The sequence below is a fragment of the Halalkalibacter oceani genome, from assembly GCF_040544555.1.
Lineage (GTDB): Bacteria > Bacillota > Bacilli > Bacillales > Bacillaceae_D > Halalkalibacter > Halalkalibacter oceani.
In genome coordinates, this window is record NZ_JBEPKD010000028.1 from 38,727 (window position 1) to 53,755 (window position 15,029).

14 protein-coding genes and 2 rRNA genes are annotated in these 15,029 nt (G+C 48.8%); 2 read left to right on the forward strand and 14 right to left on the reverse strand.

Annotated features, from left to right (window positions below):
- Positions 1-2: 2 nt before the first annotated feature.
- Together ABMB67_RS20250 and ABMB67_RS20255 are read right to left on the reverse strand one after the other, a co-directional pair.
- Complete coding sequence (locus tag ABMB67_RS20250; RefSeq protein WP_354573146.1) at positions 3-1,835, reverse strand: ATP-binding protein; 1,833 nt, start codon at positions 1,833-1,835, stop codon at positions 3-5.
- 24 nt (positions 1,836-1,859) lie between these two features.
- Positions 1,860-2,828 carry a DNA double-strand break repair nuclease NurA gene (locus tag ABMB67_RS20255; RefSeq protein WP_354573147.1) on the reverse strand — a complete coding sequence of 323 codons (969 nt, stop codon included), beginning with the start codon at positions 2,826-2,828 and terminating at the stop codon, positions 1,860-1,862.
- Between the two features lie 185 nt (positions 2,829-3,013).
- Between ABMB67_RS20255 and abrB the strand changes: the two genes are divergently transcribed.
- Positions 3,014-3,304 (forward strand): transition state genes transcriptional regulator AbrB, encoded by a 291-nt coding sequence (abrB, locus tag ABMB67_RS20260; protein ID WP_251224479.1) that lies wholly within the window; start codon positions 3,014-3,016, stop codon positions 3,302-3,304.
- A gap of 77 nt (positions 3,305-3,381) precedes the next feature.
- Here abrB and rsmI read toward each other — a convergent pair whose 3' ends face one another.
- From rsmI to ABMB67_RS20305, 9 genes are all read right to left on the reverse strand, one after another.
- Positions 3,382-4,248 (reverse strand): 16S rRNA (cytidine(1402)-2'-O)-methyltransferase, encoded by an 867-nt coding sequence (gene rsmI / locus ABMB67_RS20265; RefSeq protein WP_354573148.1) that lies wholly within the window; start codon positions 4,246-4,248, stop codon positions 3,382-3,384.
- Positions 4,232-5,020 (reverse strand): tRNA1(Val) (adenine(37)-N6)-methyltransferase, encoded by a 789-nt coding sequence (locus ABMB67_RS20270; protein ID WP_354573149.1) that lies wholly within the window; start codon positions 5,018-5,020, stop codon positions 4,232-4,234. Before ABMB67_RS20270 ends, rsmI begins: the two co-directional genes overlap by 17 nt.
- Before the next feature lie 144 nt (positions 5,021-5,164).
- Positions 5,165-5,518, reverse strand: a complete 354-nt coding sequence (yabA, locus tag ABMB67_RS20275; protein WP_251224476.1) for a DNA replication initiation control protein YabA — start codon at positions 5,516-5,518, stop codon at positions 5,165-5,167.
- 15 nt (positions 5,519-5,533) lie between these two features.
- The gene (locus tag ABMB67_RS20280) at positions 5,534-6,361 is read right to left on the reverse strand and encodes a PSP1 domain-containing protein (protein WP_251224475.1); all 828 of its coding nucleotides are present in this window, start codon (positions 6,359-6,361) and stop codon (positions 5,534-5,536) included.
- Between the two features lie 4 nt (positions 6,362-6,365).
- Positions 6,366-7,355 carry a DNA polymerase III subunit delta' gene (holB, locus tag ABMB67_RS20285; protein WP_354573150.1) on the reverse strand — a complete coding sequence of 330 codons (990 nt, stop codon included), beginning with the start codon at positions 7,353-7,355 and terminating at the stop codon, positions 6,366-6,368.
- A 13-nt stretch (positions 7,356-7,368) separates the two neighbouring features.
- Complete coding sequence (darA, locus tag ABMB67_RS20290; protein WP_251195306.1) at positions 7,369-7,698, reverse strand: cyclic di-AMP receptor DarA; 330 nt, start codon at positions 7,696-7,698, stop codon at positions 7,369-7,371.
- A 28-nt stretch (positions 7,699-7,726) separates the two neighbouring features.
- Positions 7,727-8,371 carry a dTMP kinase gene (gene tmk / locus ABMB67_RS20295; RefSeq protein ID WP_354573151.1) on the reverse strand — a complete coding sequence of 215 codons (645 nt, stop codon included), beginning with the start codon at positions 8,369-8,371 and terminating at the stop codon, positions 7,727-7,729.
- Entirely contained in the window at positions 8,368-9,813 is a 1,446-nt protein-coding gene (locus tag ABMB67_RS20300) for an aminotransferase class I/II-fold pyridoxal phosphate-dependent enzyme (protein WP_354573152.1), read from the reverse strand. The genes tmk and ABMB67_RS20300 overlap by 4 nt, the downstream gene beginning before the upstream one ends.
- Before the next feature lie 76 nt (positions 9,814-9,889).
- Positions 9,890-10,093: a sigma factor G inhibitor Gin gene (locus tag ABMB67_RS20305; RefSeq protein WP_251224471.1), complete on the reverse strand. Its 204-nt coding sequence runs from the start codon at positions 10,091-10,093 to the stop codon at positions 9,890-9,892.
- 164 nt (positions 10,094-10,257) lie between these two features.
- Between ABMB67_RS20305 and ABMB67_RS20310 the strand changes: the two genes are divergently transcribed.
- Complete coding sequence (locus ABMB67_RS20310) at positions 10,258-12,306, forward strand: molybdopterin oxidoreductase family protein (RefSeq protein ID WP_354573153.1); 2,049 nt, start codon at positions 10,258-10,260, stop codon at positions 12,304-12,306.
- Between the two features lie 90 nt (positions 12,307-12,396).
- On the opposite strand, the gene ABMB67_RS20315 is transcribed toward ABMB67_RS20310, so the two are convergent.
- The 3 genes from ABMB67_RS20315 to ABMB67_RS20325 form a co-directional block, all read right to left on the reverse strand.
- The gene (locus tag ABMB67_RS20315) at positions 12,397-14,076 is read right to left on the reverse strand and encodes a methyl-accepting chemotaxis protein (RefSeq protein WP_354573154.1); all 1,680 of its coding nucleotides are present in this window, start codon (positions 14,074-14,076) and stop codon (positions 12,397-12,399) included.
- 521 nt (positions 14,077-14,597) lie between these two features.
- Positions 14,598-14,713, reverse strand: a 5S ribosomal RNA gene (rrf, locus tag ABMB67_RS20320).
- Between the two features lie 227 nt (positions 14,714-14,940).
- Positions 14,941-15,029 (reverse strand): 23S ribosomal RNA (locus ABMB67_RS20325); the annotation flags it as partial.

A 15,029-nucleotide genomic window follows, 5' to 3' on the forward strand; every position in this document is an offset into this window, starting at 1 on the left:
CGTCAAGGCTCGGTATACAGCGTCGCAAACGGTGTCTTTTCTTTTTTCAGCAGACCGTCGCGGCTAAGCCGGTCAAGCTCCTTCTTCCACTGCTGCACATCCCAGCTTCTTTTTGCCGCTTCATTTAATGCCGTCAGCTGACTCATAATGCTTGTTTCCGCAAGCGGAAGCTGGGGCTTGAGCGCTTCAAGCAGCTGGCTGCTGTCCTGCTGCTTCATCTCCCGCAGCTCGTCGAACGGGTTTAACGTATGCGGACTGGACGAATGCGCCATCCGGATTCGAACAGCCATCGTCCGGCCCATGATCGCTGAAGAAACAAAGACGTCGCCGGAGCGAAGATAAGGCAGCCGCTTGCCTTCCTCATGCGTCAAATCGGTTTCTTCTTTAATCGTTTGGATATCGGTGCCGCGCACGGTACGAAAAACGAACTTCGAATTGAGCTGGGCTGTTATCGTTTCATCAAGCAACGTCGGACGCTGCGTCGCAAAAATGAGAAAGACTCCGTACTTCCGACCCTCCTGGGCAATTTCCTTGAGCACCGACTTCGCCGGTGCGTCAAAGCCTTTCGGCGCAAAATTATGAGCCTCATCGGTCACGATGACAAAAGGCGGGAAAAACTCCCCTTGCAGCTGCTGCAGCTTTGCATCCTTATAAGAGCGGCGCTTGCCGTATAGTGCGCCGACGACGTAGCTTGAAAACACTTGCAGCAGCCATACTGGTCCCTGAACGACGACAAGCTGGCCACTATGGATTCCTTCTTCAATTGAGCGGATATTTTGCTGGAACAGCCCGGCCTGATTAAGCCGGTTTACCCGCCATTGAATCCCTTTCACCGAAGCGAGCGGCAGACTGCCGAATTGGTCAAGCAGCTTGCGATATGTATCAAAGCGATCCAGCTCATCCCGCGTCATCCCGCCGTCGTGCAGCATCGCTTCCACTTTCTGCTTCCCTAATTCCAGAGCGGCGGCAAGGTTGGCAATCCGGTCGCTGAAAGACTGGTAGCTGTCCTTGCGCTTATGCGTCGACTGAATGACGTTGATCATCGACTCGGTTAATGAGCCGGCAGCCGACAGCAGCCGTTCCACATCACGAACGGACAAAGCCGAAAAATCGACGCCGACATCTCTTCCGATTTGGACGACAAGATAGCGTTCCTGATAATCGATTGAATCGGTCACCCCTTCAGCCTTGGCAGAAAAATTCATCTCAAAATGAGGGTCAAAGACGAGCGTCGGAATGCGCAGCTTCATCAGTTCCTCCAGCATTACCCGCAAGCCAAATGACTTTCCTGAGCCCGAACCGCCGAAAACGCCAATATGCGGGTATTGCTGCATCGCCCGAATATCGAAAATGAAGGGAACACCGTTTTGCGGACGAACGCCCTCATGATCCTGAATCGAAAGCAGCCCTTTCAGAGAAGCCGGAATCGTCTCGCTAATAAAGTCAGTCGACTTTACTTCTCCAAGAACGAGCCCTTCCTCCGGAGCAGCCTTAACCAGCAAGGACGAAATTTCGTCAAAATGCGGATGGCGAACCTCGGCCCCGGTCTGGATCGGCTGGACCGCCTCCTCAAACAGCCTTACCTTCGCTAAATGAATATCATCCGCTCCGATGTCATAGCCGATATGCTCAAGTGTTTTTAGCACTTGATCATCGGCCAGCCCTTTATCAAAGCCCATCGGAATATAGCGGTTATAGGAAAAGGTTTCAACCACCTCTCCTTTCGGCTGGTACAGGTCTCCATCCTCAATGACGACCATTTCATTCATGCGAAATTTGTGAACCTTTGACGCGACATACACTTCATGCTGCGTCGTTACCCCTACAACTTGCATCAGCCATCTTCCTTCCTTTTTCTCCTAATACGGACGGTAGTTTCTCTTCTTGGCAAAAAAACGATGTTGCAGCTCCGGATCAATATATTGCTCGACAAGCGCTTCGACCAATTTATCAGTGACGCGCACCTCCCTGTCGATGTAATCAAGCCAGAGTGGAATGCCGCGTCCATCCTTCGGCGTTAACGTCGCGAGCAAATTGCCAACCTCTTCTTTCAGATGAGCCTGTTCCTCCAGCATATCGAATCCGGTAATCGCCGGATCGGCACTCGGACGCATCCAGACGGACTGCAAGCCGGCCTTATGCTGGATTGTTTCAACATAAACAAGCTCATCACGCTCCAATACGCCGAACAACAAGTCGCGGTCAAACGCCTGCGGCCGATTGCGGTACATATGAAACGCTTCAAGCTTCATTAAGTTTTCCGTCGTAATTTCTTCCGACACGCCGATTAAGACGACTTCTTTTTCAAGCGCCTTCTGCCGCAGTTTTTCCCATTCTTCCTGGGCGTCAATCCGATAATGATAAAGCGCCCCATCCATCAACAGCAGCCCGACATCCCTTTCTTCAAGCAACTGAAAAGCGGCCTCCAGCTCAAGCTTGGCTAAAATATGGGCCCGCCAATTTTTCCCTTGATCTTCTTCATCGTTTTTTTCCAATATAGGCGCGTACACATCCGAGGTTAAGCATTGATGACCAGTTGTCGTTTTGGCGAGCGCCTGGAAAACATAAAGCACATGTGGCGCCTCTCCCTTTGTCTGATTGACAGAGCCGTCAACTCCCGCCACCTCTCGTCCATCCAGCCACTTTGAAATGGTTTCTGTCGAATATCGACACATTTGTCGAAATTCCGCCCCTGATTTAAGGAGATTTTGTCGAATGATCTTTTTATCCTCTTGATTGTGTTGATATGTCGATTTTATTTTTCCATTAATTCCCTTGATCTTTTCTACTAATAAAGAGGATATTTCCAACAATTCTCTTCCCTCCATTCTGAAAAATCCTTACATACTCCCGTTTTCTTATCATTTTTTTGAAATTTCACGAATTTTTACATAGTTAGTCAAAAAAAGAATTGACTCGTTTTGGAAACACTGGTATTCTTAGTTCAGATAGAAATATGTCGAATAATGACACATCATTATAAAATATATATTGTTGAGAGGGGAAATGGATAATGAAATCTACTGGGATTGTTCGTAAAGTTGATGAATTAGGACGAGTTGTTATTCCAATTGAACTTCGTCGTACACTTGACATCGCTGAAAAGGATGCACTCGAAATCTATGTTGACAATGACCGCATTATTTTGAAGAAGTACAAGCCTAACATGACTTGTCAACTTACTGGTGAAGTGTCTGATGACAACCTTTCCATTGCCAATGGAAAAATCATTTTGAGCCCACAAGGTGCCGAAGAAGTGTTGAAAGACCTTCAGGAATACCTTGCGCGCACATCAAAAGCTTAATAGGTGAAAACTCCACAGATGTCTCAAAGGTGTAAAAGCCTTTGCAGACATTTTTTTTTGCGAAATATCGCGGCTCGTCAGTCAAGCTGATGGAAAGCCGCATAAACCTCCCTTTTCGGAAGAGCGCGATCCTTCGCTGTTTGCTTAATCGCTTCCTTCTGGTTCATGTCTAATCCGATATAATGCTGAACGTGTTGTACAATGCTCAGCTTTTCCCACCAAGCATCAGCTTCTGCCTGACCATCCGTCCCTTCAACAACGAGACAAAATTCACCTTTAATTGTTCCTTCCTCACACCAGTGTACTGCTTCTTCAATCGTACCTCGCTGATATTCTTCAAACTTCTTCGTCAGTTCCCGGCAAATGACGATCCGCCGATTTCCGAGCACCGCCAGCAATGCGTTCAGCGTCTCCTTAATCCGGTGAGGCGCTTCATAAAAAAGCAGTGTCGATTCATGCTGCTTCACCTGTTCCAGCACAGCCTGCCGCTGTTTGTTCTGCCTTGGCAAAAAGCCGATAAATTGAAAGCGGGTAGCGGGAAGGCCTGATGCGACAAGACTCGTCAACGCCGCATTCGCCCCGGGCAGCGCCACGACAGGGAGCTCTGCCGCAATCGCCTGCTGGACAAGCTCTTCGCCAGGATCGGAAATAGCCGGCATTCCGGCGTCGCTGACAAGCGCGATCCATTTTCCTTCCTGCATCTGTCGAATCAGACTCTCCCCGGCCTTATGCTTATTATGCTCATGATAGCTGACGAGCGTATTTTCAATCTCATAATGACGTAGAAGCTTTATCGTCTGTCTCGTATCCTCGGCAGCGATCAGATCTGCCTCCCGAAGAGTGCGGACGGCCCGATAGGTCATATCCTCTAAATTTCCGATCGGTGTCGGCACGAGATAAAGTCCACCTTCGTTCCTTTCGGCAAAGCTATTTTGCTGCTGCATCGCAATTATCCTTTCTCACTGATTGCTGTTGGTCGGCGCTGTTTTCATAAACGGCCCGAAACGCCGTGCTGTATTCCCCTTTTTCATTATAAACGGTTAACGGCGGCAAGCAGTTCATCCCAGCCCGCCCATCCTTAATTCCTTCTAGTAATACCATATTCGCTTCTTTACCCACTTTCGGATAAATCAATTGCATCCGCTTCGGCTCAATTCGATAGGCGCGCATCAGCGTGATCAGATCACCCAGCCGCTCGGGCCGGTGGACAAGGGCAACCTTGCCTTTTTGCCTCACGCATTCACTGCAGGCACGGATCACATCCTCAAGCGTGCAGTGGATCTCATGCCGGGCAATAGCGAGATGCGGATTAAGATTCCGCTCGGCGATTGTCGCTGTTTGAAAATAGGGAGGATTGCATGTCACGACATCGAACGAGCCACGCCTGACGTCCTGCGGCAGCTGCTTAATATCCGCTTCCACAATGTCGACCCGGCCGCTGAATTGATTCGCCTCCACCGTCCGCCTTGCCATATCGGCAAGCCGCGCTTGCAGCTCGACGCCAATGATTTCCGCCTTTGAGCGAGTCGCCATCACTAAAGGAATGACTCCATTGCCCGTGCATAAGTCAAGAATGCGGCCTTTCTGAATCGGCACGTTCACAAATCTGCCGAGCAGAATCGCGTCGATGGAAAACGAAAACACATCCGGGCTTTGGATCACACGCAGCTCAGTCCCGGCAATGTAATCCCAGCGTTCACCTTGTAATAAATCCACTGCTTGTCGTCATCTCCTTTTCTTAGAAGCACTGCAATGATCTTTGTTCTCAGCCAGTGCCTTCCTCGAACCTCCACTTTCTCTAAAGAAAAGGTTGCCCCCAAGCCGACATTTCGGCCTGCACGGGACAACCTCGTATATTGCTTATTTCTGATGCAAAAAGGACAGGCAGAATAAGCAATCATCTCCATCTGAACGAATGCTTCCATAGTGTGTATTACAAATATGAAAGCCCTCTTGATATAATCTTGCTAAATTATCATAACCTTCGCCGACAAGAGGCTTCTTTTGATTTGGTTGTTTCTTCGGATCAGCCTTCGCTTCGCTTTCCTGCTGCCCTTCCAGACGTTCGCGCAGCTTTTCATTTTCAATGCGGAGTGAATGGTTTTCTTCTATTAAAAAAGCGAGCTGTTCTTTTAGGCCGCGCACATCTTGATGAAAGGAACCGACTCTTTCTTCAAGCTGACTCATTTGCTTAAATATTGCCTTTTTGTCCACTCTGCTCCCACCTCATTATTCTGTGGCTTCTGTTGGCACAAATTCTTTGTTGAATAACTCATCCATCGTGAATTCGAGAATCCGCTCTCCATCAGCCAGCTCCACCTGAATTAAACGTTCAAGGAGATTAAGCCCAATCACCTTTCCCTTCCCATGAGGTGTTTTAATGCGCTTTCCGACATCAGGAAGCTGCTGTTTCGCTGATTCATACATGTCATTCTCATATTTGAGACAGCACATCAGCCGTCCGCACAGCCCTGATATTTTGGCCGGGTTCAGCGAAAGATTCTGATCCTTCGCCATTTTGATCGAAACCGGCTCGAAATCACCGAGAAACGAGGAACAGCAGAGCACTCTTCCGCAAGGACCGATACCGCCGAGCATTTTCGCCTCGTCCCGTACGCCGATTTGCCGCAATTCAATTCTCGTCCGGAAAATCGCCGCCAGATCCTTCACCAGCTCACGAAAATCAATTCGCCCATCTGCCGTAAAATAAAACAGCACCTTATTTCGATCAAATGTATATTCCACATCAACAAGCTTCATATCGAGCTCATGGGCCGTTATTTTCTCTGCACATACATCGAAGGCTTTCTTTGCCGCTTCGAGATTTTCCTGCACCGTTAATTTGTCTTTCTGTGTGGCAATTCGGATTACCTGCTTTAACGGCAGGACGACATCATTTTCACCGACTGTTTTCGTTCCGATGACAACCCGTCCGTATTCAATGCCTCTTGACGTTTCAACAATGACGGATTCTCCTTCCTCCAACTGAAACGTACCAGGGGAGAAATAATAGATTTTGCCCGCTTTTTTAAAACGGACGCCCACAACTTGATGCAATCTTCTATCCCTCCTGTATTGTAAGCAACAGCTTCTCCATCAGGAGCTGCAGATTCGCATTGGCCTGAAGCTGCCTTTTTGCCTCTTCGACAAATGACATCTTTTCGCTGACGCGATCATGCGAGCTTGAGAACGCCTGTTGTTCGATTTGTTTCTGCTGATCAATGTAGGTCAGACCGTCCTGCTTTCCGACTTTCGTATACATCACATCTCTCAGCCATAAGAGCATCATATCAAGGCCTTTTTCCTGCTGCCAGCGCTCCTTACATAAAGGAAGCCACTTTTCCTGCAACGTAAATAAAACTTGATTTGGCCGTTGATAAAGCTCTTCCATCAATTGTATCACTACGCTTCGTGCTTTCGCAATCCAATCTCCCTCTAATAGAGTGATTGCCTCATTGTAATTTGTTGTTAATCCAGCCAATAAAACCGCATTTCCGCTGGAAATTCCTTCTGCTTCAAGCTTGTCTACAAACAACTGCCGCGGCAAGGGAGCGAAGCTGAGCTGCTGACTGCGCGACTGAATCGTCGGCAGGATTTTCTGACGCCGCTCCGTCATCAGCACCGCCAACGTGTCCGCTGTCGGCTCTTCTAAAAATTTCAGCATGCTGTTTGCCGCACTGGCCGTCATGAGATCAGCATCATTGATGAGATAAACTTTCTTTCCCGACTCGACGCCTCTATATGTAAATTCCTTTTGCAAGTATTCAACCTGATGCTTCTTGATCGACTGCCCGTCCGGCTCGATAAAATGAACATCGGGATGATTGCCGTGTTCAATCCGGCGGCAATCACGGCACGTTTGGCACGGCTCGGCCCCCGTCCTGTTCCGGCAAAAGAAGCTCTTCGCTAACTGAAGAGCCACCTGCTGTTTTCCTGTCCCGCTGCTGCCATCGAACAAATAGGCATGCGCCAGGCGGTTCCTTTCAATTACTTTCGTCAGCATGAGCACCACTCTCGGCTGCATGACGCTTAATTGCTCCCATGATTGCATGGCTCTTTCCACCTCAAAATTGCTCAAATTGCTCGACTGGCAAAACAAATACGGTTGCTCCTCCGACCTGCACCTCTACCGGATACGGGACATAGGAATCTGCATTGCCACCCATCGGCGAAATGGGAGCGACGAGCTGATCACGGCTTTGGCAATTTTCTTTAATGATCGCCATCACGTCATCGACATGCTCATCCTCTGTTCCGATCAGAAACGTCGTATTACCGGCCTTCAAAAATCCTCCCGTACTTGCCAGCTTCGTCGCCCGATAATCAGCCTTCACAAGCGCATCTGACAAACGATTGCTATCCTTGTCCTGCACAACAGCCATGATTAGTCTCATCTTTTTTCAGCTCCTTTTCATAATCGTGCTACTTTATCATTTGAGCATCTAAAAATGCTTTCACCTGACGAAGCGCCTCTTCCTGTACATGCTCGATCGCCCGATTGGCGTCAATGCGCCTGATTCGCTCGGGAAATTGGTCAAGCACGAGCTGGTAACCCGCGCGCACCTCCTGATGAAAGCGGAGGTTCTCCTGATCAAGCCGGTTCAGCTCACGGTTGCGGTCAGCTTCAATTCTGGCGAGTCCCACCTCGGGCTCCACGTCAAAATAGAGCGTGATGTCCGGCATGTACCCTTCAATCGCAAACTCATTTATCGCTTTTACTGCTTTAAAACCAATCCCTCTTGCATAACCTTGATACACAAGGCTGCTGTCAATAAAGCGGTCACACAACACAATCGTGCCTGCCTGTAATGCCGGAATGACCTTTTCGACGAGGTGCTGACGGCGGGCGGCAGCGTATAACAGCGCTTCGGTGCGGGCATCCATTTTTGTATGGGCGACATCGAGTATCACCGCTCTGATTTTCTCGGATATATCAATGCCACCAGGCTCTCTTGTGCGCATCACCTTATGCCCTTCCTGCCGCAAACGAGCTTCAATGTAGTGCAACACGCTCGTTTTGCCAGCTCCTTCTCCGCCTTCTACGGTAATAAAAAGCCCTTCCTTCATTGTCTTTCCTCCAACTCTGTCACTAAAACCGATTCAAGCTCCGGCTGACTTCCCTGAAATGTCGCCCCGGCCCGCTGCAGCCGGCGAATGCTTTCCACTGCACGCTCCGTGATCATTTCCCCTTTAAGCACAAGCGGAATCCCCGGAGGGTACGGAATGATCGTTTCAGCGGCAATCCTGCCGCTCGCTTCCTGTAAGCCGACACGTTGCTTCGGCATATGAGCCAGCTCTCCAGCAAAGGCATGAAGCCTTGTCACCCGGCTGATGTCAATTGGAAGCTGCTTAACCTCAGGCACCAATTCATGCGGACTTAACAGCTCTTGTAATTGATCGATCGCCCGCTGCGGTACCGCTCCCCTGCCAAGGCCGAGCGTTAACAGCACATGACATTCATCGGCCATTTCCGGATAAAGCCCTATCTGATAAAAAAGCTCCTGAAGCTGATAGCCTGTTAGATTTGTATTTGATTTAATTGTAACTTTTAACGGATCGAAATGATACCTTTCTTCCGGCCAATTTATGATTTTTATTTGCTCAATTTTAGCGAGCCGTTGCTTCAGCTGATCCACCTCATCCAGGATCGAACGAATGTCATTCGCGTCCAGCTCTTCAAGATACGCCCTCGCCCCGTCAAGCGACGCAAGCAGCAAATAAGACGGGCTGCTCGACTGGAACATCGCCAGCGCCTCCTTCACGTTGCCGCACTGCGCTTGAGTCAGCGTGCCGTTCAAATGAAGATACGAGCTCATCGTCAAGGCCGGCAGCATTTTATGCGCTGATTGAACGACGGCATCCGCTCCTGCTGTTAAGGCCGACGGCGGAAACGGCTCCCCTAAGCAAAAATGAGCCCCGTGAGCCTCGTCGACGACGACAAGCAGACCCGCCTTCTTCGCCACCTCCAGTACCGGCTCGATCGCCAGACTGACGCCAAAATAATTCGGATAGGTCAACACAAGCCCTTTTCCTTCGGGATAGCGTGCGAGTGCAGCCTCAAGTGCAGCCGCGGTAAGGCCGACTGCATGCCCGGTGCCCTCATCATATTCCGGCCCGATCAGAACCGGCTGCACGCCGGCGATCTCGGCTGCATGGAAGACCGACTTGTGGCTGTTGCGCTGAATAAATACCGTATCGCCGCGTGAAAACAAAGCATATAATGTCGCTAAGTTTCCAACTGTCGTCCCCCCGACAAGAAAGAAGCTTTCGCGGGCGCCGTACAGCCTGGCCGCGGCATCCTGCGCCTCCTTGATCGGTCCCTCCGGCGCATGCAGGTCATCGAGACCGATCAGCTCTGTGACGTCATAGCCGAGCGCTCCTTGAAAATCAGCTTTCAGGCTCGAATGAAAAAAGCGGCCATTTTTATGACCCGGAACATGATAGGAATAAGGCTGCTTCCGGCGATGATCCTGCAAAGCTTGAATTAATGGAATACGTGCTTTCCCCACGAAGGAGAACCCCCTTACGAAAACGCTACTTAATTTCTTCTATTATATAGGAAGGGCGCCCGCTTGCAAAAATTCTTTATAAAAAACGCTCAAGTGAAAGCTGCCGCAGCTTCTCCACGTAAAGAGGATACGTTTGATCATCGACATTCACATCAACAAGCTTCCGTTCACATTCTTCACATACATGAACCTCGCACAGATGAATTCCGTCTTCCATCTGCTGCTTACATAAGACACAAGTGTCGCCAAGACGAATGATCATCGACTTTTTTACTGGCATTTCAATCACCTCTGCCATCATTATCGGCGCTGCGACGCCGTTTCATACGTTTTCACTATCATATTCATTACAGCAGATCAACGTGCGTGTACCCCCCTCCCTTTTCTACGATTCCATTAAATGATATAATCTAGTAACTTTATTTTTCGAGGGGATTAGATGATATGCATGCAAACCTATTGAAAAAAGACGGAATTTTTCCATCTGTATGTTCACTTGATTGTCCAGATCAGTGCGGCCTTCTCGTGCATAAAGAAAACGGGAAAATCGTTAAAATCGAAGGAGATCCCGATCATCCGGTCACGAAAGGAAACATTTGCAACAAAGTCCGCCATATGACGGATCGACTCTACGATCCGAAAAGACTGACCACTCCCTTAAAACGAACGGGGAAAAAAGGAGACGGTAGCTTTACGCCGATTACATGGGACGAGGCGATTGAAACGATTGTCTCAAACTGGAAGCGTTTCATAAAGGAACATGGACCAGAGTCCATTCTTCCTTACAGCTTTTACGGCAATATGGGAAATAGTAACGCCGAAGGAATGGATCGCCGCTTTTTTTACCGGCTCGGAGCGAGTCAGCTCGAGCGGGCAATCTGCTCTGTCGCCGGCTCAACCGGCTATAAGTATACGATGGGCGGCAGCGTCGGAACAGACCCTGAGGAAACGACGGAAACGAAGCTGTTCATCATGTGGGGCATCAATGCCGTCAGCACGAATATGCATCAAATGACGATTGCCCAGAAAGCCCGGAAAAACGGCGCTAAAATTGTCGTAATCGATGTCCATAAAAACCAGACAGGACGGATGGCCGACTGGTTCATTCCGATCCGTCCCGGCACCGATAGCGCACTGGCGCTCGGAATGATGCATATCCTCTTTGCTGAAAAGATGGTCGATCGCGACTTTATGAAGGAATTCACCGTCGGCTATGCGGAGCTGGAGGAGCATGTCCAACAGTACGATCCACAAACGGTTTCCGAGATTACCGGCGTGCCTGTCGATGATATTTACGCGCTGACACGGATGTACGGAACAACGTCACCATCGTTTATCCGGATCGGCAACGGACTCCAGCACCATGATAATGGCGGAATGATTGTCCGCACCATCGCCTGTCTCCCGGCTCTCACCGGGGCCTGGCAAGTAAAAGGAGGGGGGGCAATTAAGTCTAATAAAAGCTTTTTGCGCCATAATAGCGCAGCGCTCCAGCGTCCGGACTTACTTGAGAACAAGCAGACGAGAACGTTTAATATGAATCAGCTCGGCAAGGTGCTGCTTGAAGCCGATCCTCCGGTTTATTCATTATTTGTTTACAATGCCAATCCGGCTGTTGTCACACCGGAGAGCAATAAAGTCCGAAAAGGATTAAGCCGCGACGACTTGTTCACCGTCGTGCACGATCTCTTTTTAACAGAAACGGCCAAGTACGCCGATATCGTCCTACCGGCGACCTCGGCCTTTGAACAAACCGACTTTTATGCCTCTTACTGGCATCACTATATGCAACTGCAGCAGCCTGTTGTCGAGCCATATGGCGAAAGCAAATCGAATATGGAGGTATCCCGTCTGTTGGCAGCGGCAATGGGCTATGACGACGAGGCTCTCCAAGCTTCCGATGAAGAGCTGATTCAAGAGACGCTTGCCCAGTCGAACAACCCTTTTATCAAGCATATCCGCTACGAGGATTTGGTCAAAAACCACTACGTCAAAGCTGATCGGAGTTCATTTTCATTGAAGAAGCTCGATACGCCGAGCGGAAAAATTGAGTTGTATTCCGAGCTGATGGCCAAGGATGGTCATCCTCCTCTCCCGACATATACGCCGCTTGTCGAAGAAGAGGAGTTTCCATTTTTATTCGTACCGGGTCCAAATCATAATTTCCTGAACTCAACCTTTTCCAACAACGAAAAGCATATTAAACTGGAAAAGACAGCGAAGATTCATATGAACAAAAAAGATGCGGAAACTTTAAATATCGAGGATGGCGAGCTTGTCCGCCTCTGGAATGCGCGCGGTGAATGCGAGCTGACGGCCGCTGTCGGAGATAACGTCCTTCCCGGCGTTGTCGTCAGCCAGGGACTCTGGGCTGATATGCCGGGAAAAAAGCAAACGGTCAATGCCCTCACCCCAGATCGATTGGCAGATATGGGCGGCGGAGCTACCTTTTTCTCCGGCCGTGTCAATGTCGAAAAGATCAGTTTAGACTAAAGGTTTCGTGAGCAGGGAAAGCATCTGTCTTTCTCTGCTCACTTTTCGCTGCCAACTTCTCAGTCTTTTGAAACTATCTTTAATCCTCGCCTATAGCGTAAACTTGCCGACAGCACCTTGCAGCTCTACCGACAGTTGACTTAATGCTTCTGCCGAACTGGCGATTTCCTCCATCGATGCCAGCTGCTCCTCGGCACTGGCGGCAACGGCTTGAGCAGATTCTGCATTTTGAACAGAGACATATTCCATCGAAGTGAGAGCCTCATTGAGCTGGCCTGTATGCTGCAAGATTTGCTTTGTCGCTGCCGAGACATGACTCATTTCTCCTGTCACGCGCTCAATTGCCGCGGCGATACTTGTAAACGACTCACCAACTTTGTGAACGGCTTTTGTACCCGCTTCCACTTCCGCTGTACCTTTGCTCATTTCATCGACCACCTGCACTGTGCCCTTTTGAATCAACTCAAGCATCCCAGCTATTTTCTGAGCTGACTGGCGGGATTCTTCTGCCAGCTTCCGCACTTCATCAGCGACAACGGCAAAGCCTTTACCATGCTCACCTGCCCGCGCTGCTTCGATCGCCGCATTTAACGCTAACAAATTCGTCTGCTCAGCAATTGTTGTAATAAGGGTCACGACTTGATCAATTTCTTTAGACTGCTCGCCTAATTGGTGAATAAGCGCCGCCGCCTGCGTAACCGTTTGTTGAATTGTATTTATTTGTTCGGCAGCCTGTTCTATTGCCTCTTCTCCTTCCAGAGCCTGACGCGAAGCCTCGTCTGCCAGCTGCTCCACTCCATTTGCCGCCTCGGTAATTTTGTGAATCCCGTCATTTACATGCCCGGCCGAGATACTGCTTTCTTTCGCTTGACGTACCCCTTGTTCGGAAGCTGTAGAAACCGTTTGAATCGCCCCGGCTATCTGATTTGTTGCTGCAGCCGTTTCTTGTGAACTCGCTGACAGCTGCTCTGCTGTCGCCGCTACTTGATCCGACATGCCCAATGTCTTTTTCAACAGACTTCTTAAACTTCCTGTCATGTCATTAAAAGCCTCCGACAGTTGGCCTACCTCGTCCTTTGTCCGTATCGAAATTTGATCCATTGATAAATCGCCGGTCGCCACAATTTTCACTCTTTGCAACAGCATCTTTAACGGCTTTACAATAAGATTCGCCATAAATAAGGCAATCATGATACTGAGAACGAACACGCTCCCCGCTATGATAGCGGTTACATTTAGAAGCTGAATGCTTCCTCTCGCCATCTCATCCAGCTGGAGAGAAAGCTCTTGCTCCTCCCTCTCGGCTCCCTCTTTATGACCTTCCATAAGCCGGTTCGCCAAAGGGGTCACCTGGGAGGAAAGCATCCGGATCGCCTGATCGTTATCTTCCGTATCGGAGCGTACAAAAATTTCTGTTTCTAACAAGGTGGCCCACACATCACTTTGAATGATTAATTCATTTATTTCATCATCATTCGTATTTTCAGCTAGCCAATTTTCCAGCGCCTTGCTCTCTGTCGTTAATTCCTCGAATTGCTGCAAGGTCTCATCTCTCCCGGCTAACACATAATTATTGGACAAAGCAAGCCTTTCTGCAATATTAAGTGCTAATCTTTCTCTCATTATCACAACGGGAACTTTTTCTGATCGGAGCTGTTCAATCGATTCTGTCGTTTGCCGAATGCTATAAATACTGTAAGCAGAAAATGATAATAGAATACAAATAATGATTGAAAAACCAAGTACTATTTTTGACTTAATGCTTTTCATCCTATCCCCCACTTTCTTACTAGGTCATTGCTAACATTCTATATCATAATATAAAAATTTGAATGTTCATACTATTTTTAATACTTATTCCTCAACTATTTATGAAGCAGCCAAAGAGGGAACTTGACATTTTGCTTCGTTGCTTCATTACACCGTACCCTTGGCTTTCTCATGAAAAGTCCCTTGTTCTCTCAAACCAGTGTCTTTTACTTTCAAACATACAAAAAAAGCACAATCCGCTTGGATTGTACTTTATCGCCCGGCAACGTCCTGGCTCGCCATTTGTCTTCTACGGGGATGATGCTCTTGTCGCTTTCCTATGTCCCTTTTTCATGAACTCCTACGAAGACAAACGGTTCGTCTCACAGGGGGACAGGTTGCTTTGCTTCGCTGTTTTCTCACGCAGTACCCATCGGCTTTTTCACAGAAGCTGCTCGTTCTTCCGAACGAGTGCTCTTCGCGCCTTGTGCGTTATCCTTTGTGCAATAAAAAAGCACAATCCGCTTGGATTGTACTTTATCGCCCGGCAACGTCCTACTCTTGCAGGAGGAAGCCTCCAACTACCATTGGCGCTGAAGAGCTTAACGACCGTGTTCGGCATGGGAACGGGTGTGACCTCTTCGCTATCGCCACCGGACTTTTGATCGAGAGATTACCTTGTTAGGTTCTCTTTGATCAATCTATATCGGGGAAGTCGCAATGGCTCCGTACGCTACTCGTCTAGAGTGGAGAACCCCACTCCTCTCTAGACTTTGAAAAACTTGTAGCGACTCCGCACATTGCTTCGCCCAGTCCCCAAAAACAGGGGACATGGACTTGATTCTTTCAAAACTAGATCATGATTGTGCAAATATCAAGAATTGCTTGGATAAGTCCTCGACCGATTAGTATCTGTCAGCTCCACGTGTCGCCACGCTTCCACACCAGACCTATCAACCTCATCATCTCTAAGG

Bases quoted from the DNA above. Each gene is read 5' to 3' on its own strand.
- holB (WP_354573150.1), bottom strand. From the start codon at position 7,355: ATGCAATCATGGGAGCAATTAAGCGTCATGCAGCCGAGAGTGGTGCTC.
- ABMB67_RS20310 (WP_354573153.1), top strand. From the start codon at position 10,258: ATGCATGCAAACCTATTGAAAAAAGACGGAATTTTTCCATCTGTATGT.
- tmk (WP_354573151.1), bottom strand. From the start codon at position 8,371: ATGAAGGAAGGGCTTTTTATTACCGTAGAAGGCGGAGAAGGAGCTGGC.
- abrB (WP_251224479.1), top strand. From the start codon at position 3,014: ATGAAATCTACTGGGATTGTTCGTAAAGTTGATGAATTAGGACGAGTT.
- rsmI (WP_354573148.1), bottom strand. From the start codon at position 4,248: ATGCAGCAGCAAAATAGCTTTGCCGAAAGGAACGAAGGTGGACTTTAT.
- ABMB67_RS20315 (WP_354573154.1), bottom strand. From the start codon at position 14,076: ATGAAAAGCATTAAGTCAAAAATAGTACTTGGTTTTTCAATCATTATT.
- ABMB67_RS20250 (WP_354573146.1), bottom strand. From the start codon at position 1,835: ATGCAAGTTGTAGGGGTAACGACGCAGCATGAAGTGTATGTCGCGTCA.
- ABMB67_RS20255 (WP_354573147.1), bottom strand. From the start codon at position 2,828: ATGGAGGGAAGAGAATTGTTGGAAATATCCTCTTTATTAGTAGAAAAG.
- darA (WP_251195306.1), bottom strand. From the start codon at position 7,698: ATGAGACTAATCATGGCTGTTGTGCAGGACAAGGATAGCAATCGTTTG.
- ABMB67_RS20305 (WP_251224471.1), bottom strand. From the start codon at position 10,093: ATGCCAGTAAAAAAGTCGATGATCATTCGTCTTGGCGACACTTGTGTC.